Annotated in this window: 19 protein-coding genes; 10 read left to right on the top strand and 9 right to left on the bottom strand. The window is 66.9% G+C overall.

The window, feature by feature from the left end:
- Positions 1 to 18 precede the first annotated feature (18 nt).
- Positions 19 to 1,290 (bottom strand): NAD(P)/FAD-dependent oxidoreductase, encoded by a 1,272-nt coding sequence (locus CRO01_RS03020; RefSeq protein ID WP_097007628.1) that lies wholly within the window; start codon positions 1,288 to 1,290, stop codon positions 19 to 21.
- A 108-nt stretch (positions 1,291 to 1,398) separates the two neighbouring features.
- On the opposite strand from CRO01_RS03020, the gene CRO01_RS03025 reads away from it, so the two are divergent.
- The 3 genes from CRO01_RS03025 (at position 1,399) to CRO01_RS03035 (ending at position 3,784) form a co-directional block, all read left to right on the top strand.
- Positions 1,399 to 2,052, top strand: a complete 654-nt coding sequence (locus CRO01_RS03025; RefSeq protein ID WP_097007629.1) for a helix-turn-helix domain-containing protein — start codon at positions 1,399 to 1,401, stop codon at positions 2,050 to 2,052.
- Positions 2,053 to 2,160: 108 nt separating this feature from the next.
- Positions 2,161 to 2,460: a HalOD1 output domain-containing protein gene (locus CRO01_RS03030; RefSeq protein ID WP_097007630.1), complete on the top strand. Its 300-nt coding sequence runs from the start codon at positions 2,161 to 2,163 to the stop codon at positions 2,458 to 2,460.
- Positions 2,461 to 2,593: 133 nt separating this feature from the next.
- A complete protein-coding gene (locus CRO01_RS03035) occupies positions 2,594 to 3,784 on the top strand; it encodes a threonine synthase (RefSeq protein WP_097007631.1) in 1,191 nt (396 codons plus the stop codon).
- 23 nt (positions 3,785 to 3,807) lie between these two features.
- On the opposite strand, the gene CRO01_RS03040 is transcribed toward CRO01_RS03035, so the two are convergent.
- Both CRO01_RS03040 and CRO01_RS03045 read right to left on the bottom strand, forming a co-directional pair.
- Positions 3,808 to 4,101 carry a HalOD1 output domain-containing protein gene (locus CRO01_RS03040; RefSeq protein WP_097007632.1) on the bottom strand — a complete coding sequence of 98 codons (294 nt, stop codon included), beginning with the start codon at positions 4,099 to 4,101 and terminating at the stop codon, positions 3,808 to 3,810.
- 149 nt (positions 4,102 to 4,250) lie between these two features.
- Positions 4,251 to 4,931, bottom strand: coding sequence for an HD domain-containing protein (locus CRO01_RS03045; protein ID WP_097007633.1), 681 nt, complete (start codon positions 4,929 to 4,931; stop codon positions 4,251 to 4,253).
- A gap of 192 nt (positions 4,932 to 5,123) precedes the next feature.
- Here CRO01_RS03045 and CRO01_RS03050 point away from each other — a divergent pair, with 192 nt between their 5' ends.
- Complete coding sequence (locus CRO01_RS03050; protein ID WP_097007634.1) at positions 5,124 to 6,896, top strand: cache domain-containing sensor histidine kinase; 1,773 nt, start codon at positions 5,124 to 5,126, stop codon at positions 6,894 to 6,896.
- A gap of 90 nt (positions 6,897 to 6,986) precedes the next feature.
- Positions 6,987 to 8,051: an HTH-type sugar sensing transcriptional regulator TrmB gene (trmB, locus tag CRO01_RS03055; protein WP_097007635.1), complete on the top strand. Its 1,065-nt coding sequence runs from the start codon at positions 6,987 to 6,989 to the stop codon at positions 8,049 to 8,051.
- 9 nt (positions 8,052 to 8,060) lie between these two features.
- Here trmB and CRO01_RS03060 read toward each other — a convergent pair whose 3' ends face one another.
- From CRO01_RS03060 to CRO01_RS03080, 5 genes are all read right to left on the bottom strand, one after another.
- Positions 8,061 to 8,690, bottom strand: a complete 630-nt coding sequence (locus CRO01_RS03060; RefSeq protein ID WP_097007636.1) for a fibrillarin-like rRNA/tRNA 2'-O-methyltransferase — start codon at positions 8,688 to 8,690, stop codon at positions 8,061 to 8,063.
- Positions 8,687 to 9,535 carry an NOP5/NOP56 family protein gene (locus CRO01_RS03065; RefSeq protein ID WP_097007637.1) on the bottom strand — a complete coding sequence of 283 codons (849 nt, stop codon included), beginning with the start codon at positions 9,533 to 9,535 and terminating at the stop codon, positions 8,687 to 8,689. Before CRO01_RS03065 ends, CRO01_RS03060 begins: the two co-directional genes overlap by 4 nt.
- 94 nt (positions 9,536 to 9,629) lie before the next feature.
- Complete coding sequence (locus CRO01_RS03070) at positions 9,630 to 10,115, bottom strand: hypothetical protein (protein ID WP_097007638.1); 486 nt, start codon at positions 10,113 to 10,115, stop codon at positions 9,630 to 9,632.
- Positions 10,105 to 10,773 carry a nucleotidyltransferase domain-containing protein gene (locus tag CRO01_RS03075; RefSeq protein WP_245838492.1) on the bottom strand — a complete coding sequence of 223 codons (669 nt, stop codon included), beginning with the start codon at positions 10,771 to 10,773 and terminating at the stop codon, positions 10,105 to 10,107. The genes CRO01_RS03070 and CRO01_RS03075 overlap by 11 nt, the downstream gene beginning before the upstream one ends.
- Before the next feature lie 98 nt (positions 10,774 to 10,871).
- Positions 10,872 to 12,101, bottom strand: a complete 1,230-nt coding sequence (locus CRO01_RS03080) for an MFS transporter (RefSeq protein WP_097007639.1) — start codon at positions 12,099 to 12,101, stop codon at positions 10,872 to 10,874.
- 102 nt (positions 12,102 to 12,203) lie between these two features.
- Here CRO01_RS03080 and CRO01_RS03085 point away from each other — a divergent pair, with 102 nt between their 5' ends.
- The 5 genes from CRO01_RS03085 (at position 12,204) to CRO01_RS03105 (ending at position 16,427) form a co-directional block, all read left to right on the top strand.
- Entirely contained in the window at positions 12,204 to 12,956 is a 753-nt protein-coding gene (locus CRO01_RS03085; RefSeq protein WP_097007640.1) for an ABC transporter ATP-binding protein, read from the top strand.
- A gap of 16 nt (positions 12,957 to 12,972) precedes the next feature.
- Positions 12,973 to 14,400, top strand: coding sequence for a hypothetical protein (locus CRO01_RS03090; protein ID WP_097007641.1), 1,428 nt, complete (start codon positions 12,973 to 12,975; stop codon positions 14,398 to 14,400).
- A 109-nt stretch (positions 14,401 to 14,509) separates the two neighbouring features.
- Entirely contained in the window at positions 14,510 to 15,295 is a 786-nt protein-coding gene (locus CRO01_RS03095) for a GNAT family N-acetyltransferase (RefSeq protein WP_097007642.1), read from the top strand.
- A gap of 70 nt (positions 15,296 to 15,365) precedes the next feature.
- The gene (locus CRO01_RS03100) at positions 15,366 to 15,926 is read left to right on the top strand and encodes a DUF420 domain-containing protein (RefSeq protein WP_097007643.1); all 561 of its coding nucleotides are present in this window, start codon (positions 15,366 to 15,368) and stop codon (positions 15,924 to 15,926) included.
- A 108-nt stretch (positions 15,927 to 16,034) separates the two neighbouring features.
- A complete protein-coding gene (locus CRO01_RS03105) occupies positions 16,035 to 16,427 on the top strand; it encodes a DUF7344 domain-containing protein (protein ID WP_097007644.1) in 393 nt (130 codons plus the stop codon).
- Positions 16,428 to 16,453: 26 nt separating this feature from the next.
- On the opposite strand, the gene CRO01_RS03110 is transcribed toward CRO01_RS03105, so the two are convergent.
- Positions 16,454 to 18,400, bottom strand: coding sequence for a DEAD/DEAH box helicase (locus CRO01_RS03110; protein ID WP_097008319.1), 1,947 nt, complete (start codon positions 18,398 to 18,400; stop codon positions 16,454 to 16,456).
- Positions 18,401 to 18,779: the final 379 nt, after the last annotated feature.

An 18,779-nucleotide genomic window follows, 5' to 3' on the forward strand; every position in this document is an offset into this window, starting at 1 on the left:
CGAGAGGGAATCGCCACTTCAGAGATCTGATAGCGCGGTCTGAGCGGCGTCCCGGCCGCTCTCTAAGGCGCCCTGAATCGACGACCAGCGGGTGTAGTCGCCGGCGAGGTAACACCGGCCGTCGGGGTCGTCGACGCCGGGCAGTTCGTCGAGACGCCCCGGCGGCTGTCGGAACTGCGCGAACGGAATGCGCTCGGTGTGGAGCAACTCGAAGTCCGCAAACGAGCGCTCGGGATACCACGACGACAGCGCGCGCCGGGTCATGTCGTCGAGTCGCGCGGGCTGTTCGTCCCGGTCGCCGAGGAACGTCGCGCTGACGAGGTGGCGGTCCTCGGGCGCGTGTTCGGGGGCGATCTCGGAGTTGACGACGACGTGGTTGGGGTCCTCGCGGCCCGCGTTGAGGATGATGCGCTTGCCGGCGTCGAGCGACTCCGAGCGAGGCATCGAGTAGTACTGCGTGACACAGCCCGCGCCGTCGGTCGGCACGGCGTCGACGCCGGTCAGATCGCGGGCCGTCGGCGGGTCGGTCGCCACGACGACGGCGTCAGCGGTCCGCGTTTCGGCGCCGACCTCGACGGTCGCGCGCTCGTCGTCGGCGTCGACCGCCTCGACCGTCTCCCCGGTCGTGATCGTCACGCCGGCCTCGCGGGCCCGCTCGGCGAGTTGCTCGGGGATTGCACCCATACCCTCGGCCGGGACAGCGATCTGGCCCTCGGTGAGCATCTTGAACGTGTACTCGAACACCTTCCGCGAACTCGACAGCGAGCGATCGAGCGTGATGCCGCCGTAAAACGGCGCGGCGAAGTTCTCGATGAACCGATCGGAAAAGCCCCGGTCGCGGAGATACTCGCTGATCGGCCGATCCCGACCGCTGAAGATCGCCGTCTCGGTCTTGTCGGCCAGATCGCGGCGGAGCTTCAGCGTCCGGAGCTTGTCGCCCATCGAGACCTCGGTGTTGAGCGCTGACGCGAACAGCGCAGAGCGATCCCGAAACGGATCCGAGAGGATCGAACGCTCGCCCTCGCGGGCGATGCAGGCGCCCGGCGTGAACCGACGCAGATCGAGCGCGTCGTAGTCGAGTTCCCGCTTCGCGGCGGGGTAGGCGGTGAACAGCACCTGAAAGCCCTTGTCCATCACGAAGCCATCGTCGTGGACCGTGCGGACGCGTCCGCCGACGGTGTCCCGGCGCTCGACGACCTCCACGTCGACACCGGCGTCCGCGAGGTGGCGTGCGGCGACCAGACCGGCCAGCCCCGCGCCGGCCACGATCACGCGCGTATCAGTTGACATACCGGTTCGTTGGAACTCCCCGGTCAAAACTCCACCCGTGTCGGTGGCGGTCGTTGTGACTCGGGTGCCCGTGTCAGATTCTTTTGTCAGGTCGTCGTACCCTCAAGTATGAGCGTGCTGTGTGAGATCACCGTTCCCGCCGAAGAGTTCGTCCTCGAAGACGCGCTGACGAGCGCCCCTGACATGCGCATCGAGATCAAGCGCGTCGTCGCCGGCCCCGAGGACGTGACGCCGTACTTCTGGGCCTACGGCGATTCTGTCGAGGCGTTCGATCGTGCCCTGCGGGACGACGAGACGATCTCGAACATGGTGATCCTCGAAGAACAAGAGAACGACGAGCGGTTCTACCGGGTGAGCTGGAACGGCGCCGTCCCGAACCTCCTGAGCGCGATCACGGACGCCAAGGCGACGATTCTCGAAGCCGTCAGCGGGGACGACCACCGGTGGGAGCTGAAGATGCTGTTTCCCGACCGCGACGCCCTGACGGAGTTTCACGCCTACTGCATCGACAACGATCTCGACTTCGAACTCGAACGCGTCTATCGCCCCGAGAATCCACAGGAGACCGCCGAGTACGGCGTCACCGACGACCAACACGAGGCCCTGACGGCGGCGTACGACGCGGGCTACTTCGGCGTCCCGCGCGAGGAGACGTTGGGCGAGGTCGCAGAGCGCCTCGACATATCGACGAACGCGCTCTCGACGCGGCTTCGCCGCGGTCAGCGTAACCTGCTCTCGAACACGATCGTCCACGATACCTGACCCGACTTAACTGTGGTAGCAGTACCACACACGTCCTTTGGAGAAACCGCGAGTACCACAGAGTGCGCTGAAAGTGGGAGTGCCCACAGATGCGCACAGAGTGGTACAATGGTGACTGAACCTAACACAACCGTCCTCGAAGCATCGACCGAACGGACACCGCTGTGTTACCGACAGTCGGCAGACGAGTCGCTCACCGAGGCGATCGTCACCGCAGTGTGTGACCGCGCCGACGCCGATACGACCGAACTGTCCCCGCTGTACGCTACGATCGATCCCGACGCCCTAGAGTCGCTGCTCGGCAGTCGAGCCGACGGTAGCCCCCGTAACAGCTATCGCTCGGTCGCCTTCGAGTACGAGTCGTACCACGTGCAGGTCGAGAGCGGCGGGCTGATCACTGTGAACTGATCGCCTCGTAGCCCGGTACGAACGCCGTTTTGACGTTCTGGAAGCCGACGGGAGCGCGCATCCGAGGGTCCGTCCCCGTCGCGTGCAGTCGGGGATAGACAGGGATTAGGGCCCGGCCTCGAAAGACAGACCTATGCAAACGAGCGACGCCCTCGTCGGACTGGAGTGTTACGAGTGTGGCGACCGCGTCGACCCGGCCGACGCTGACCAACGTTGTCCCGAGTGTGGCGGTGCGCTCGACCCGGCGTACGACTACGAGCAGATCGACCTCGACAGGGAGACGCTCGACGCGCGCCCGTTCGACAGTCAGTGGCGCTACCGCGAGCTGTTGCCGTTCGATCCTGACACGGCAGCGAGCCTCGACGAAGGCGGGACGCCGCTGGTCGAAGGGCCGTCGCTCGCCGGCGAACTCGGTGTCGGCGAACTGTATCTCAAAGACGACGGCCGCAACCCGACCGGCTCGACCGCCGACCGTGGCCTCTCGGTCGCGGTGACTGCGGCACGAGAACACGGCGCCGGCGATGTCGCCTTGGCGTCGACCGGCGACGGCGGGCAGTCGGCGGCCGCCTACGCCGCGCGGGCCGGTCTCGACGCCCACGCGTTTCTCCCCTCGCGGTCGCCGTTTACCAACAAGGCGATGGTCAACGTCCACGACGGCGACATGACCGTCGTCGGCGGGCGGATCGGCGACGCGCTCGACGCCGCCGGCGAGGAGATCGAAGCCGAAGGCTGGCACGATCTCGGCTGGTTCGAGACGCCCTACCGCCGCGAGGGCGTCAAGACCGCGCTGTTCGAGATCGTCGAGCAACTGGCGTGGGACGTGCCCGACGCCGTCGTCGTGCCGACGGGGTCCGGCGTCGTCGCAGTCGGCGTCCACAAGGCGGCGACCGAACTCGAACGGCTCGGCCTGATCGAGGACGCACCGGCGATCTACGTCGCGCAGGCAGCCGGCTGTGCGCCGATCGTCGACGCGTGGGAGGACGGCCGCGACGAGCCCGAGCCGGTCGAGTACCCCGACACGATCTGTGGCGGCATCGAGGTTCCCGACCCGCCGGCCGGCTCGCTCGTGCTCGACGCCGTCGCAGAAACCGACGGCGGCGCCGTCGCGGTCGAGGACCCCGCCATCCTCGACAGCGCGATCGCAGTCGCTGCGAACGAGGGAATCGAAGTCGGCGCCAGCGCGGCCGCGGCAGTCGCCGGGGCGTGGGAGCTATCGCGCGAGGGCGTCTTCGACGAGACCGATTCGGTCGTCGTGCTCAACACCGGTGCGGGCTCGAAGTCCGACGACGTGCTCCGGAGCCACCTGATGGGACAGGGCATCTAAGCAATCAATCGGACCGGTCACGGCTAGAGCGGCCGCGCACGAACGTCGGCCTCGGTGAGCGTGATCTTGTAGCCCGCGTACGGAAAGACGAAGCTCCCCACACCGTCCAGTGACTCGTGGATATCATCGAGCGCTTCGGGGTCGACGCTTTCGTACAGCGGCACGAGCGTCTCAGAGTCCATCTCTTCGAGCGCGGCAACGAACTCGACGACAGCGAGCGAGGGGGACTCAGCGGGGCAGGCTTCCAGCGGGACCGAGTAGACGCCAGCGGCGTCGTCGTACGCGATGGCGTCGTCGGAGAGGGTACTGGTATCCATCGCTACCCGCGGTAGTTCGGTCCGAGTTCGTATCAATGTTTGTGTATGGTCAACACGGACCAATCGACGGCGTCGGTACGGGAGCGTTCGGGGGCAGAAAGACGCCGCTGGCCGGGACGCCAGTGCCAAAAACAGCGACGGCGCCGCGATCAGTCGTCGAGGTCGATCGCCGCGACCTCGTCGCCGAGCCAGTCTTGGAACCAGCGAACGCGCTTGAGACGCCTGTGAGCGATGCTTTCGGCCGCGTCGGTTTCGACCCGGTCGGCGGCGTCCCGGCCGCGTTCGAGCACCCGCTCGACCATCTCCCCGGCGTCCATGTGGGTGCGGGCTTCGTAGCCCATGCGCAACAGCATCAGCGCCGTCCCGTTGGCGCCGACCTTATCGAGTAGGTCGGCCTCGATCAGGCAGCGCGTCTCCAGCGCCAGATCGTTCAGATCGCCCTGATAGGAGTGGTCGCGGACGGACCGACAGACCTGATCGACGAACGACTCGGGAAAGTCGCCGTGAGTTTCGAGATACTGTCGGGCGACGCGCGCGCCCTCCTCGGCGTGAACGTCCTGTTCGGCGTCGAGTTTGGCGATATCGTGAAACAGCGCGGCGACCCGCGTCACGTCTACGTCGGCGCCTTCCTTACGCGCGATCTCCTCGGATAGCTCGACCACGTTGAGGATGTGGTTGTGTCGGTACTCCGCGGAGTGCCATGGGTACCAGCGCATCCGGCCGCCCTCGTCTTCGTTCTCGACGCTCGCGGCGAGATACTCGAAGACGAACTCGGACATTTCAGCAAATTCCTCGGCTGAGACGCGCGATTCCTTGATTTCAACCCCCACAGCACCACCTCGACGATACGAATCCGATGATCATTGTTATCTGAACAAAGGCGTGTTCGACTCTTTAGCGTTACGCAGCCACGATCGGCGAAACAAGCCGAATCGAGCGGTCGTTCGGCGATCAGGCCGCGGTCGCCCCGTCCCCTGACGCGAAGCTATATACCCGTCGAGCCACGACTGGCCACGTTACCGATGCAACTCCGGCGCAAGTTCCTACTGGCGCTCGTTCTCGTGGCGGTCACCATCGCCGGAGTGCTCGTCATCACCTTCGACTCGCAGCGGGACGCCGCCGTCGAATCGGCGCAGGCGGACGCCGTCGAGCGGGCCGAACTCACGGCGTCGACGATCGACCAACAGCTCAGTGACAAACAGCGAACGATCTCGGTCGCAGCCGAGCATCCAGCCGTGATCGACCACGGAAGCAGCGCTCAGCACGAGCGGCTCGTCAGCATCAGAGAGGAGACCGAGTTCGACGGCGTCTCGGTCGTCGCTGCGAACGGGACCATGGTTGCGCTGGCGACCGCGAACGGATCCAGCGAGCAAGACGCCGTCGGGCAGAACTACGGCGACCGGCAGTACGTCCAGCGCGCGCTGGCGGGCGAAGTGTCCATCAGTGAGCCGTTTCGGGCCCGTACCGGCAACCGCATCGTCGTCGTGAGCGCGCCGATCCGCTCGGACGGCGACATCGTCGGGGCGCTCAACGGCGCGTTCTATCTCGCTGACAGCGCGCTGTTTCAGATCATCGACCAGCAGCGCGGCGCCGACACGTCGGTCGAGATCACGGCCGGTGGGGAGCCGCTGTACGCCGGCTCCGACGGCGTCGAATCGAACATCCGGGGGAGCGCGGCCGTCGACGCCACGGGCTGGACCGTCACCGTCGAGCGCCGCCAGTCGGCCGTCACCGGACAGATCCGACGCCTCGGCGTCGCGCAAGCGGTCACCGGCATCGTCATGCTGGCGGCGGTCGCGCTGTTCGGACTCTGGATCTACCGGTTGGACATCCGGCAAGCCGAGCGACTTCGCGACCAGTTCCGCCGCATCGAGGCCCGCGAGTACGACAGTCGGGTCGACCTGTCTGGCAGCACGGAGTGGTCCGAGATCGGTCGAGGGATCAACCGACTGACGGAGTCGCTGGCCCGCCGCGAGCAGATGCTGCTCGTTCTCAATCGGCTGTTGCGACACAACCTCCGGAACTCGCTGAACGTCATCGTCGGGCGGTCGGGGCTGATCGCTGCGGGAGCGGACGACGGGTCAGAGACGGACGAGCGCACCCGCGAGCACGCCGAGGAGATCCGTTCAGCCGCCGACGAACTGCTCGACCTCAGCGCGCGCGCCAGAAAGACCGAGGCGCTGATCGCCGACGACCGTCACCGGGTCGGCACCCCGGTCGACATCACCGCCGTCGTCGCCGACCGCGTGGCGGCGTTCCGCGATGACAACCCGGAAGCGACCGTCGAGGTCGAGACGCCACAGCGCGCGTGTGCCGCTATCGGCACTGAATTCTCGACAGTGCTCGACGAGTTGCTGTCGAACACCGTCGATCACGCCGGGCCGTCTCCGAGCGTGTGCGTGACCGTCGAACGTATCGATGCCGATGTCTACGAGCACCTCGACGCAGACCAACGCTGGCACGGTGCGACGAGCCCACGGCCGGACGGCGGCAGTGACGATGCCGCAGTGTGCCCCGGGCAGACGCTCGCGGGCGAGTCAGCGGGCGCCGCCGAAACGGGGACGGGATCGATCGAACTGCGCGTCGCCGACGACGGGCCGGGAGTCCCGCCCGACGAGCGGGCAGTGCTATCGGGCGAGCGTGAGATCGACCCGCTCCACCACACGAGCGGGCTCGGACTCTGGCTCACCGGCTGGATCGTCTCGCAGGCCGGTGGGTCGATCCAGATTGACGTCGATGACGGGACGACCGTCGTCGTTCGACTGCCCGCCACACCGGTCGAGGGCGACACGTAAATCGCCGCCTCGGTCGCTACTTCGATTTCGGAATCGAGTGCTATTCGGAAGTCGATAAATAATTTACCGGGCGAGCACGGGACCTAGAGTATGAGCTCCGACGACCTGCGCGTGACGATGGAGCGCGTCGGCGAACGCTTCAACCTCGGGGAGTACGAGATCGACGCCTATCTCGCAGTGATGGAACACGGAACGCTGACGGCGAGCGAGATCGCCGACCGAACCGATATCCCCCAGCCGCGCGTGTACGACACAGTTCGAAGCCTTAGCGACCGCGGCCTCGTCGAGCTTCGAGAGTCCCGGCCGATGAAGGTCATCGCCGTCGACCCCGACGACGCGTTCTCGGACGTGCAGTCGTCGCTCACCGATATGATCGACGAGCTCGAAGCGCGCTACACCGCGCCGGCGCGGGACACCGAAGCCGTCTCGCTCGTCAAGTCCCGGTCGACGATTCTGCGCTACGTCGAGGAGGTGATCGAGGCCGCCGAGTACGAGCTCGCGCTGTCGCTGACGCCGGAACTGCTGGAGCGCTACGAGGACGAACTTGCTGCACAGCGCGCCGACGGCGTCAGTATCGACCTCCTGCTGACGCCCGCCCGCAACGCGCCCAGTCCCGAGGAGTACGACTATCTGAACGTCTGCACGGCGGCACGGACCCGCCGTGGCATCACGACGCCGGTCATCGCGGTCGCCGACGGCGAGTATTCGATCTACGCGACCCAAGACGCGATCCGGGACAACGACCGCGACCGCTACGGCGTGATCTTCAACCGCTCGGCGCTTGGCTTTCTCATCTCGGGGTTTTACGGGACGGTGCTGTGGACGACAGCGATGGAGACACTCGCCGAAGACGGCGCCGATCGGCGATTCCCGCGGCGCTACGCCTCGATCCGTCGCTGTGTCAAAGACCTGCTCGACGTGACCGGCGAGTTGTACGCGACGATCGAGGGTCGCGATGTCGCATCCGGCGAGGCTCGCCTCGTGAAGGGCAAGATCGTCGATATTTCCTTCGAGACCAACGAGGAAGTCGCCGGCCTGACGATCGACACCGGCGACCGGCGGATCGATATTGGCGGGCAGGTCGCCTCGTTCGAGGCCGTCGAAGCCCACGAGATTCGTATCGGGCGGGACGCACCCCCGGAGCCTGACAGCTGATCGGCGGCGCTACTTCGGCGTCGCCACGACGCCGAGGTGGTCGTCGTGGAACGGTTCGAGTCGCTCGGTGTCGAGAATCTCGAAGTCCTCGCGGAGCTCCGCGAGCACGTCGTCGAACACCTCGTCGGGGTCGGCCGTCACGTCCTCGCTGCGGGCTTTGAACGCCGCGACCAGCCGCCCGTCCTCGGCCAGAAACTGCTTGTTGAGCGTCGACACGCGCGCTTGCCCGCTGGTGGCAACGTCCTGTACGACGGCGTCGAGATCGCTCTCGACGACGTGGGCGTACGTCTCTGGCTTGCGGGCGTCTTTGACCAGGGGGAACAGCCGTGCTCGATCCTCAGCGGCGTCGAGCAGGTCCCGGACCGGTCGGGTGGCGAACTCGACGGCGTAGGTCGGGCCCGCGAAGTCGGCGACGTGGCTGACGGTTGTCCCGCTTGCGGCGCCGAGATACAGCACGCGATCCTCCGCGCTCAGGCCGGTGTCCATCCCCAGCTCCAGCATCGCGCCGAGCTTCGACCGGCGGGCGTCCCAGAGGCGCCACTGGCCGTCCGTCGGCTCGCCGTACACCGGCGTCCCGCGAGTCGCCAGTCGCTCCTCGCCGTCGAACGCTCGGCGCTCGACGCCGTCGGGCAGGCTCATTCGTCCTCACCCCGCGATCGGATGCGCTCGATGCGCTCGTCCAACTCGGCGTCGAGTTCGGGTTTGCGGTCGCCGGAGTAGTGGTCGACGCGCGCTGCGATCGTGAGCTTGCCAGCCAGCGCTCTGGCGGCCGATCCGCGCTCGTCGGGGTCGGTCCCACGGACGTACTCGTGGGTGAAGATGACGCCGTGCTTGGGCGAAGGGCCTCGTCCCCGGAGATGTGCGAACAGCGCGTCCTCGGCGCCGAGCACCTGCACGGTGCCGCTTGGTTGCTTGGCGAGCGATTCGAGATCGCCGGCCAGCGCGATCAGGCGCGCGGCCAGCACCGGCCCCGCGAGCGCCGAGAGATTCGGCGCGACCTCGGCGGCCTGTCGTTCGACGAACCCCCGGAGTGCGTCGCGCTCGTCGGCGAGGTCGGCGACGCGCTCGGCCAGCGAGACGAGGCGGCGTTCGGTCGGATCGTCGGCGTCGATCCCGGCGAGACGCCGCGCGTACTCGATCCCGGTTCCGGCGTCGTCGTCGCGGCTCCCAGCCCACTCGGCGACGCGCTCGGCGAGCTCGTTCGCAGTGCGCTCACAGTCGTCCATCGACCGAACCGCGTGGACGAGTTGTTTGTCGCCGGCTCGTTCGCTGGCCGACACCTCGGCTCTCGCGGCCGATCGAGTCGCCGCCCGGAGCGCGTCGTAGTAGGCGTCTTCGTCGTCGACCGCACCGTCCTCGACGGCCTGTGCGGGCCAGTCGGCCGGCGCGTCCGCACTACCCGTGCGGATTCGGTCGGCGGCCGCATCCACGTCGTCAGGCGGGACGGATTCGAACCAGCCCGTCCCGGCTGTGTCGTTAGTCATACTCGGAGCCTGCGGCCGAAATCGTATATGTGTCCCGGTGTGCTATCCGAAACACAGTACGCGAAGCCGTGCTCTCCGGACAGATAGCGACCAGCTAGCAGATGCACTCGTAGGGGACTCGACTCTCCTCGACGAGATGCCGATGAAGCTCGCGCGCGAAATTCTGCATCGCTTCTGCTTGCGCTTCTGTCGCAATGCCGAGTCGATAGTACGTCTTCGTCCGGTTCTGGTTCCACAGCTCGGCGAGTTCGTCGGCGAAGGCGTCGTCGTAGAGCCCGACCTCCGCCCCGCGCTGATAGAGCCGACGATGGCTGCTGATGACCTCCGACCCCGACATCGCGCCGTCGTGGATGAGCCGGAACTGGATCGTCCGCTCGATAGCGACGAACGAGGATTCGATGACGACCGTGTAGTAGCCTCGATCGAGAAGATAGGACGCAGCGTCGAGGAGCCGGCACGCCCGACGGAGCTGCACGAGTTCGGCGTCCTCGACATCGAGACCCTCTTCGACATTCTCCGGCGCTCGCTCGAAGCTACGCTCGGCGGCACCTAGGGCCTCGGCGACCGCGTCATTCTCCATTTGCGTACACCTCCGAACGAATCTCTGATAGCCGGTCCGTACTGACGAGCGTAATTCCCTCGTCGAACTGCTGGCGGAGCCGCTCACCGATCCGGTCCACACTGCCGGTCGACTCGACGAGCGCCTCGAACGTGTAGCGATTGCCGTCGAACTTTGTCTGTTCGAGGTCGCTGACGATGGATTGGACGGTACGGCGTGCTTGCGTCTTATTCTCGCCGACTATCACGAGGACGTCGACATCGCTCGCCCGATCTGCCTCACCGCGGGCGACGCTGCCGAAAAGAACGATCCCGACCAGCGCGCCGAGTTCGTCTTCGGCTCGGTCGACGAAGGCACGCACCGGCCGCTGAAACTCCGGTTGCGGGATCGAAAGTACGGGATCCGGCTTCGTGAGGCGGTCCCGGTTGATGCTCACGTACCGTTTGCGACCCTCTCGCCGGGTACGAACCGTCCCCAGTTCTCGAAGTAGCTTCACGGCCTTCGAAACCGTCGCCTGATTCGCGTCGACCATCTCCGCGAGTTGGCTGATAGTAAACTCCTGATACGGCTCTTCGATCAGCCGCGAGAGCGAATCTTGCATCGCTTGGTAGCGGAAGATCCGGTCGTCCGGAAACGGATACTCCAGCGCGACCGTGGTTTTTCCCTTCCCATTGGGCATACGATTCCTAATAGGAATACATACAAGAAGATTTGCCCTCCGAACGGTGGCGACTCGAACAACGATCGGAACGACTGATCGCGCTGAAGTTTGCCGAATCAGTCGCCGGCCCGCGAGTCCAGCGAGGGGTTGATCGCACCCGTTTCGGCGCGGACGCCGACGACGAGCACGACGCCGGCGACGACCGGGATCAGTGCGCAGGCCACGTACACCGGCGCGAATCCGACGGTTTCGACCAGCGGGAGCGAGACGAGCGGGCCGAGCGCGCCGCCGACATCGCCGAGCACGTTGTTCGTCCCCATCGCCCGGCCCATGCGCTCGTCGGGCGTCAGGTCGGCGATCAGGGCCATCATCGGCCCCGTCGTGCCGCCCTGTCCGGCGCCGATGAGTACGCACGCAGCGACGAGGCCGCCGACGCCGCCGGGCGTGGGCAACAGGAGGAAGCCGACGCCGGAGACCGCGAGCGACCCCAGCACGATCGGGACGCGATAGCCGTGGCGGTCGCTGAGCGTGCCGCCCGCGAGCATCGCCACCGATCCCGAGAGCACCGTCACGGCCATCAGCGCGCCGGAGGTTCCCTGCGCGTCGAAGCCGAACAGGCCGAACGAGCGGGCTTCGAGAAACAGCACGAGCGTCGAGAACAGCGCGCCCACGTACGCGAAGAAGAGGCCGAAATTGACCAGCCCGACGGTCAGCGTCGAGATGCTGGGGTCGATCTCCCACGGCTTGATCGAGTCGTCGCCGGCGTCGTCGGCGTCGACGTGGGTCTCGGGGACGATCCGGTAGGCCAGCACGCTCGCAAACAGGGCGAAGCCGGCCGCGAGGACGAACGCCGCGGCGACGCTCGCGGCCTCGCTGACGACGCCGCCGAGCACCAGCCCCGCCGGGAAGCCGAAGGTGATGCCGGCCCGGACGACGCCCATGCTGGTCCCCCGCGAGCCGGCGTCGCTGACGTCGGCGGTGATGGTGTAGGCGGTCGCAAACACGAGCGCGCTGCCGACGCCCCAGCAGACGCGCGAGAGGAGAAACCACACCTCCGGCAGCGGGGCGGTGACGGCGACGACGTAGCCCAGCGTGGCGACGCCCTCGACGAACAGGCCGACGACAAAGGGCGTCCGCGTCCCGGCGCGGTCGACCAGCGCGCCGGCCGGCGCGTTGGCGACGAGGCGGGTGATCCGGTTGGCGCTCAGAATCAGGCCGACGAGAAACGGCGAGATGCCCAGCACCGCGCCGAGATTGGGGAGAATCGGAAAGACGACGCCGCCGCCGAAGCCGACGAAAAAGGTGCACGCGATCACGGCGTAGACGACGCGGCGGCTGTCGGTCACTGAATACTGACTAGCCGTTCAGGCGTTTAACGGCCTCGAAAGCGGCCTGCTTCTCGTGTGGCAGAGCTATTATTACCGGGCGGGCTAGAGGTATGCCAGATCATGAGTTGCATCCGCATGACGGACGTGCGAAAGTCCTACGGGGATTTTCTCGCGCTCGACGGGCTTTCGCTGTCGGTCGAACCCGGCGAGACGTTCGGTCTGCTCGGGCCGAACGGCGCCGGCAAGACCACGACGATCCAGTTACTGACCGGTCAGGCGACGCCGGATGCCGGCGAGCTGTCGGTGCTCGGCACCGACCCCGCGACCGAGCCGATCGAGACGCGGCGTCGAGTCGGGATCGTCCCCGAAAAGGAGTCGCCACCGAGTTTCCAAAGCCCGCGCGAGTATTTTCAGTTCGTCGGGCAGGTTCGGGATATCGACTCCGAGACGCTGTCGGATCGCATCGCCGAGTGGGCCGACCGCCTCGCGTTCGAGGACAAACTCGACGCGATGGCGACCGACCTCTCGCGGGGCCAACAGCAGAAGGTGATGATCTCGCAGGCGTTCTTGCACGACCCGGATGTCGTCTTCATCGACGAGCCGTTGGCCAACCTCGACCCGATCGTGCAGGCCCGCGTCAAGGAGTTTTTCGAGTCCTACCGGGCCGATGGCAACGCTCTGTTTCTCTCGACGCACCACATCGAGGTCGCCGAGGAAATCTGTACCAGAGTCGGCGTCGTCGGCGACGGACGGCTCGTCACCGAACGGCGACCGGCCGAGATGGACGCCGACGAGTCGCTGCTGGACGCGTTCGTCGACGAAGTCGGCGACGATCCGGAGCTCGACCGGCGCGAAACGACGCCGACAGCCTGACCATGCGGGGTTCTCGATGAGCCGGAATCTCGACCGGACGCTCTTTACCGGCATGGTTCGCGAGGAGTGGCGGCTTCACGCCGAGCTGTTCGGTGGGCGTCGCTTCGCCGCGTTTCCGGTACTGATCGCGGTGCTCGCCGGCGCCGCCGTCGTCGCACTGACCGAGACGGGAACGTCGGTCGACGCCACGATCGCCGGCCTCCACGCGCTCGTGTTCGCGTTCGGCCTCCACACCGGGACAATCGGGCTGGTCGGCCGGGACGCCATGGACAACTTGGTGGGCGAGATAAACCTGCTCGTGTTCTCGGCGCGGACGCTTCCCGTCTCCCGGCGGCGCCTCCTCTTGCACTTTCTGCTCAAAGACGCGCTGTACTACTCGATTCTGTTCGTCCTGCCGGCGTCGCTCGCCTTTCTTCCGGCTGCTCTCTCCGGACAGCTCGGTTTCGCGCAGGTGCCGGTGCTGTGGGGATCGCTCTCTGCGACGTTCGTGCTCGGGCTGGTCGTGACGCTCGCGCTGCTGGGGCTGTCTTCGCGCGGCGTCGCCGGGTGGCTGGTCGCCGGCGTGCTCGCGGTCGGTGCTGGAGCGGTCCACGTCGCCGGCGCCGATTGGATCGGCGCGACGCCGTACGCGCTCTTTGCTTCTCCCTCGCCGGTCGCCGCCGTCGGGACGGCCGGCGCCGTCGGCTTCGCCGCGCTGATCGGCGTCGTCGCGTTCGAGCCGTCGACATCGCGGGCGACCAGAACGGTCGATCCTGCCTTCGAGCGCTGGCGAGCGCGCCTCGGCGACGAGCGTGGCCTGACGACCAAGACGTTCCTCGATGTCGCGCGCTCGGACGGCGGCCTCTGGAAGGTGCCGTTCTCGGGCGGCGTGATCTTCGGCGTCTGCGTCGGGCTGGTCGAACTCGCCGGGCGGATCACCGGCGTCGAGCCCTCGACCGGCGCGACCTTCGGCGCCCTGCTGGGGCTGTCGGCCTTTACGACGTACAACTGGGTCACCCAGTACGACGACGCCGAGTCGTACCTGCAGTACCCCCTTGCGGTCGAGGAGCTGTTCGTCGCCAAGCGCCGCGTCGCCGCGCTCGTCGGGCTTCCGACCGCGATTGGATACTTCCTGATCGCCGCACTGCTCTTCGACGCGCGCCTCGTCGACGCCGTCGCCGGGCTGGCGCTGCTCGTCGGCTTCCACCAGTACCTGCTCGGACTGACGACCTTCCTCGCCGGCTTCGACCCCGCCGAGTTCCTCTTCGATACGGTGCTGTTTGCCGTCTTCACCGTCGCCGTCGCCGCGACGCTGGTGCCGGCGCTGGTCGTCGGCCTCGTGCTGGCGCCGCTGTCGAGCACCGCACTGGCCGCGCTGGCCGGCGGCGGCGTCCTCATGCTCGCGACCGGAGAGTTGGCCTACCGGCGTGCGATCGGCCGGTGGATCGGACGGATCGGCGGCTGAAAGCGGTCGAGGGTGCCAACTAGAGCGAGTTCGGCGTCCGGCATCGAGCGCACGAACGTCCGTCTTCGATCCACGAAGTTTTAACTCCGTTTGCACGGTACGTGATACCATGGACGTACGTCGAGCGGAAGTCGATGACGGGGAGCCGATCAGAGAGGTCGCACGGCAGTCGATGTACGCGTCCTACTCGATGAGTCCGGACACCATCGACGCCGCCGTCGAGCAGTGGTACGGCGAGGACGAGATCGACGCCGCAGTCGCCGTCGAGGGACGCCAGTTTCTGGTCGCCGAGCGCGACGGTTCGATCGTCGGCTTCGCCGACGCCGTCGTCGTCGGGGACGACGAGACCGGGGACCTCCACTGGCTCCACGTCCATCCCGACTACCGGGGCGAAGGCATCGCCCGGACGCTGCTGGACGAGACGCGGGACGCCCTCGAAGAGCGGGGCGTCGACGTGCTGCGCGGGATGGTGCTCGCGGACAACAGCGAGGGCAACGCCTTCTACCGACACCACGGCTTCGAGACGGTCGACGAGCGCGAGATCGAGATCGACGGCCAGCGACACGTCGAGAACATCTACGTCGAGAGCGTTCCCTCGGGACTGACCGCGACGGTGCCGGCCGGCGGGCGCGGCGAGGAGGGCACTGACGAGCGCCTGATCGAGGTGGCAACCGACGACGACGGAACCGTCTACGCCGACCGCGAGGACACGGAGACGGGCACGATGGCCCCGTTCCTCGTCGCCTACTCCGATCGAGAACTCGAAGACCGCTTTGGGTACTACTGCGGGAACTGCGAGTCGCTGGCGACGGCGATGAACTCGATGGGCCGCATCGAGTGTGGCGAGTGTGGCAACGCACGCAAGCCCTCGCGCTGGGACGCCTCGTACCTCTAGCCCGAACGAGTGCGGCGGGAGCCGCCCCACATGTTAACGGGTAAGTCCGACCGGTCCCAACGGGCCGGATATGCAAGCCCGAATCGGGGACAACGTTGCGCTCACGGCGGGGATACTGAGCGTCGTCTCGCTGGTGATCGTGTTCGCGGCCGCGCTGCAGGCCATCCCGACGGCCCTGATCCCGCGGGCGCCGGACGCGGTGTTAGACGCCATTCCGACGCTGAACGCGGTGGTGAGCCTCGCCGCGATCGGGACGATCACGGCCGGCGTGCGGGCGATCCGTCGCGGCGACGTGGAGCGCCATCGCAAGCTGATGGGCACGTCGTTCGCGCTGTTCGTCGGGTTCTTGGCGATGTACCTCTACCGGGTGACGCTGATCGGACCCGCATCGTTCGCCGGCCCGGACGCCATCGAGCAGTTCGTCTACTACCCCGTGCTGGCGATTCACATCCTGCTTGCGATCGCCTCGCTCCCGCCCGTGTACTACGCGCTGGTACTCGCACTAACTCGACCGGCGAGCGCGCTTCCGTCGACGAACCACGCGCGTGTCGGCCGGGTTGCGGCGGCGCTGTGGCTCATCTCCTTTGCCCTCGGCATCGTGGTCTACCTGTTGTTGCACGTGCTGTTTTAGCGCCGGCGTCGAAACCGGACGAAGGCGTCGACCCACGCCACAGGAACGTATAAACTGCTTTCATATGGAAGCTCTGGAGGTATCCTCGCGTGTGGCGTTCGTCCAGGCATGCAATCGGGACTCAACGGCGGCGACGACCAAACCCATAGCCCGGAGCTGACGCCCGGCCGAGTGTTCGAAGTCCTCGAAAGCTCGCGACGGCGCCACGTCCTCTCGATCCTGCGCCAGCGAAGTTGTGAACTCTCGAACGCCGAACTTGCCGCCACCGTCGCGGTCCGTGAGGGCGACTACGACTGCCCCACCGACGTCGACGAGGACCGGCTTCGACAGGTGCAGTTATCGCTCCATCACGTCCACCTGCCAAAGCTAGAGAGCGTCGGACTCATCGAGCGGTCTCGGGGGGACGCCCAGACGGTCGCGCTGGCCGGCGACCTAGGCCCGCTCGAACCGGGGCTGGATGCCCGACAGACCGGCGAACAACGCGAGTACTACACGAACTAATCCACGTACTCTTAGCGTGCCTGCGGTCAGACGCCGTCGTCGAGTTCGCTGTCGACCTCGCGGACGCGCACGCCCTTCGACTGGAGGTGCTGGAGCTGTCGCCGGGCGAACTCTTCTTCAGTCGTCCCGCGCGTGGCGAGCGCGAACACGCGCGCTTTGCCCGAGGGCCGCATCGTGCGCCCGGCGCGTTGGGAGCCCTGTCGGCGCGACCCGCCCAGCCCCGACGCCAAGATTGCGAGGTCGGCGTCCGGAAGATCGATCCCCTCGTCGCCGACCCGGGAGACGATCAGCGCATCACGCTCGTCGCGCCGGAACTGGCTGAAGAGCCGCTCCCGGCGGGCGTGTGGCATCTCGCCGCTGATGAAGGGCAGCGTCAGCGCCTCGGCGAGGGCGTCGCCCTGATCGATGTAGTCGGCGAAGATCAGCGCCTTCGAGCCGGGATGGTCGGCGAGAATCTCGCGCACCTCCTCGATCTTCTGTGGGTTCGCGGCGGCGAGCTGGCGCTTCTCGTGGCGTTCGGCGGTGGCGTACTCGTCCTGATAGGTCTCCTCGTCCCACGGTACGTAGCGAATTTCGACCTCGGGCTCTTGGACGTAGCCCGCCTCGAACAGCGCGTCCCAGTCGGTGCCGATCGGCGGTCCGATCAGCGTGTAGATCTCCTTCTCGCGGTCGTCCTCGCGGATCGGCGTCGCCGAGAGGCCGAGCCGAGCGCTGGCCTGTAGGTCGGCACTGCGCCGGTGAACGTCCGCGGGGACGTGATGAACCTCGTCGTAGACGATCAGGCCCCACCGGCGCTGATCGAACAGCTGGCGGTGCCGATCCATCCCGGCGGTCTGGTACGTTGCGATCGTAACTGGTCGGACGGTCTTCTCACCGCCGTGGTACTCGCCGATCTGGTCGGGGTCGAGATCGGTGTGGGCGAGCAGCGTGTCGCGCCACTGGCTGGCGAGTTCGCGCGTCGGGACGAGGATCAGCGTCTCGCCGCCGACGGCCTCCATGACGCCCATCGCGGCGACGGTCTTCCCGCTGCCCGGCGGGCCGACGAGCACGCCAGATCCGGCGTCGACGAAGCGGGTCACCCAGTCGGACTGGTAGCCCCGAAGGTTCATGCGTAAGGAGATGTCCAGCGGGTCGCCCTCGTCGAGATCGCGCTGGTCCTGCACGGGGTAGCCGGCCTCGTACAGTCGGCGCTTGATCGCCGCCTCCGATCCCTCGGCGACCCAGCTCTCGGTGTCCGAGATGGGGGCGCGGAGTTGCGATTCGTCTAACTTCTGGCGCGCGACGTTGCCCATCAACTCGGCGCTCCGGGCTTCGAGCACGGTGTAGCCGTCCTCGTGGGTGAACAGGCGGAACTGCCGCGCCCGATCCCATTGGTCTTCGATCCACTCCTCTAGCCCGTCCAGACGCTCGGGGAGCACCTGTCGGACGGTTTTGAGCAGCCGGTCGAACGAGTCGTACGGCGCTTGCCAGATGTCTTCCTTGCGGATCTCGTAGCGGTAGGCTTCGTTACCGGAGACATCGGCGAGGTGGGCGAACTGCGAGAGCTGCGCCCGGGTGAACTGGGTTGGCTTGTCGACGACGATCTCGCGGCGCTTCGGGAACGGCACGACGCGCTCGCGGTCGGCGAGTTCGCCCCACTCCGCGGGGTACCAGACCACCGGATCGGTCTCGACATCGACGCGGCGCACGTCGTCGGCTTCGACCAGTCCATCCAGTGCGTCGACGGCCTCAGCTTGGCTGTGGTCGAGCGACCGGCCGACCTCGCTGGCGGTGACGACCGGGCGTCCGGCGTCCTCCAGCGCGTCGTGGAACTCGTCGAGTGCGACACTTGGCTCGGCAGACGATGCTTCAGCATCGGCGTCCTCGCCGTCGGGCGACGCCGCCCCGTCATCGGCGTCCTCGCCGGACGACGCCGCTGTGGTATCGGCGTCCTGTGGCTCGGTGGCGTCCTGCGCCGCGCCGTCGCCATCCAACTGCTCGCCGGCGTCGGCGTCGTGTGTCTCGTCGGCGGCGCCCGGATCGTCGGCGGACGCGGAGAACTCGTCGTCTGTCACTGGCGGTCCTAGGGCTGCGGGACATCAAACGACTTTCGTACCCGGTATCGAACGTCGACCGACTACAGAAGCCACTTCTCAGTTAGCGTCGGAAGGATGGTGCGTGGGTGCAGTCCCAAGGGAGTGCACCGTATGCATCGTCGGCGGCTGAGCCGCCATTGCACCGGAAATCAGAGATTTCCGAGCCTGCGAACCGCAGGTTCGCAGACGATGCGTGGGACCGGATTTGGACTTCCGTCAATTCGCGTGGAAGAGCTTCGCTCACGAGAACTGTGCTCGTGACGCTGGTCACGTTCGA

Origin of the sequence: Natronoarchaeum philippinense, assembly GCF_900215575.1 — an archaeon.
In the GTDB taxonomy this organism is placed as follows: Archaea; Halobacteriota; Halobacteria; order Halobacteriales; family Natronoarchaeaceae; genus Natronoarchaeum; species Natronoarchaeum philippinense.

What these genes read in the sequence shown, in the direction of transcription:
- CRO01_RS03030 (WP_097007630.1), top strand. Translation starts at nt 2,161, where the DNA reads ATGGTGACTGAACCTAACACAACCGTCCTCGAAGCATCGACCGAACGG.
- CRO01_RS03040 (WP_097007632.1), bottom strand. Translation starts at nt 4,101, where the DNA reads ATGGATACCAGTACCCTCTCCGACGACGCCATCGCGTACGACGACGCC.
- CRO01_RS03070 (WP_097007638.1), bottom strand. Translation starts at nt 10,115, where the DNA reads ATGGAGAATGACGCGGTCGCCGAGGCCCTAGGTGCCGCCGAGCGTAGC.
- CRO01_RS03090 (WP_097007641.1), top strand. Translation starts at nt 12,973, where the DNA reads ATGAGCCGGAATCTCGACCGGACGCTCTTTACCGGCATGGTTCGCGAG.
- CRO01_RS03100 (WP_097007643.1), top strand. Translation starts at nt 15,366, where the DNA reads ATGCAAGCCCGAATCGGGGACAACGTTGCGCTCACGGCGGGGATACTG.
- CRO01_RS03065 (WP_097007637.1), bottom strand. Translation starts at nt 9,535, where the DNA reads ATGACTAACGACACAGCCGGGACGGGCTGGTTCGAATCCGTCCCGCCT.
- CRO01_RS03020 (WP_097007628.1), bottom strand. Translation starts at nt 1,290, where the DNA reads ATGTCAACTGATACGCGCGTGATCGTGGCCGGCGCGGGGCTGGCCGGT.
- CRO01_RS03060 (WP_097007636.1), bottom strand. Translation starts at nt 8,690, where the DNA reads ATGAGCCTGCCCGACGGCGTCGAGCGCCGAGCGTTCGACGGCGAGGAG.
- CRO01_RS03085 (WP_097007640.1), top strand. Translation starts at nt 12,204, where the DNA reads ATGAGTTGCATCCGCATGACGGACGTGCGAAAGTCCTACGGGGATTTT.
- CRO01_RS03025 (WP_097007629.1), top strand. Translation starts at nt 1,399, where the DNA reads ATGAGCGTGCTGTGTGAGATCACCGTTCCCGCCGAAGAGTTCGTCCTC.
- trmB (WP_097007635.1), top strand. Translation starts at nt 6,987, where the DNA reads ATGAGCTCCGACGACCTGCGCGTGACGATGGAGCGCGTCGGCGAACGC.
- CRO01_RS03050 (WP_097007634.1), top strand. Translation starts at nt 5,124, where the DNA reads ATGCAACTCCGGCGCAAGTTCCTACTGGCGCTCGTTCTCGTGGCGGTC.
- CRO01_RS03105 (WP_097007644.1), top strand. Translation starts at nt 16,035, where the DNA reads ATGCAATCGGGACTCAACGGCGGCGACGACCAAACCCATAGCCCGGAG.
- CRO01_RS03075 (WP_245838492.1), bottom strand. Translation starts at nt 10,773, where the DNA reads ATGCCCAATGGGAAGGGAAAAACCACGGTCGCGCTGGAGTATCCGTTT.
- CRO01_RS03095 (WP_097007642.1), top strand. Translation starts at nt 14,510, where the DNA reads ATGGACGTACGTCGAGCGGAAGTCGATGACGGGGAGCCGATCAGAGAG.
- CRO01_RS03035 (WP_097007631.1), top strand. Translation starts at nt 2,594, where the DNA reads ATGCAAACGAGCGACGCCCTCGTCGGACTGGAGTGTTACGAGTGTGGC.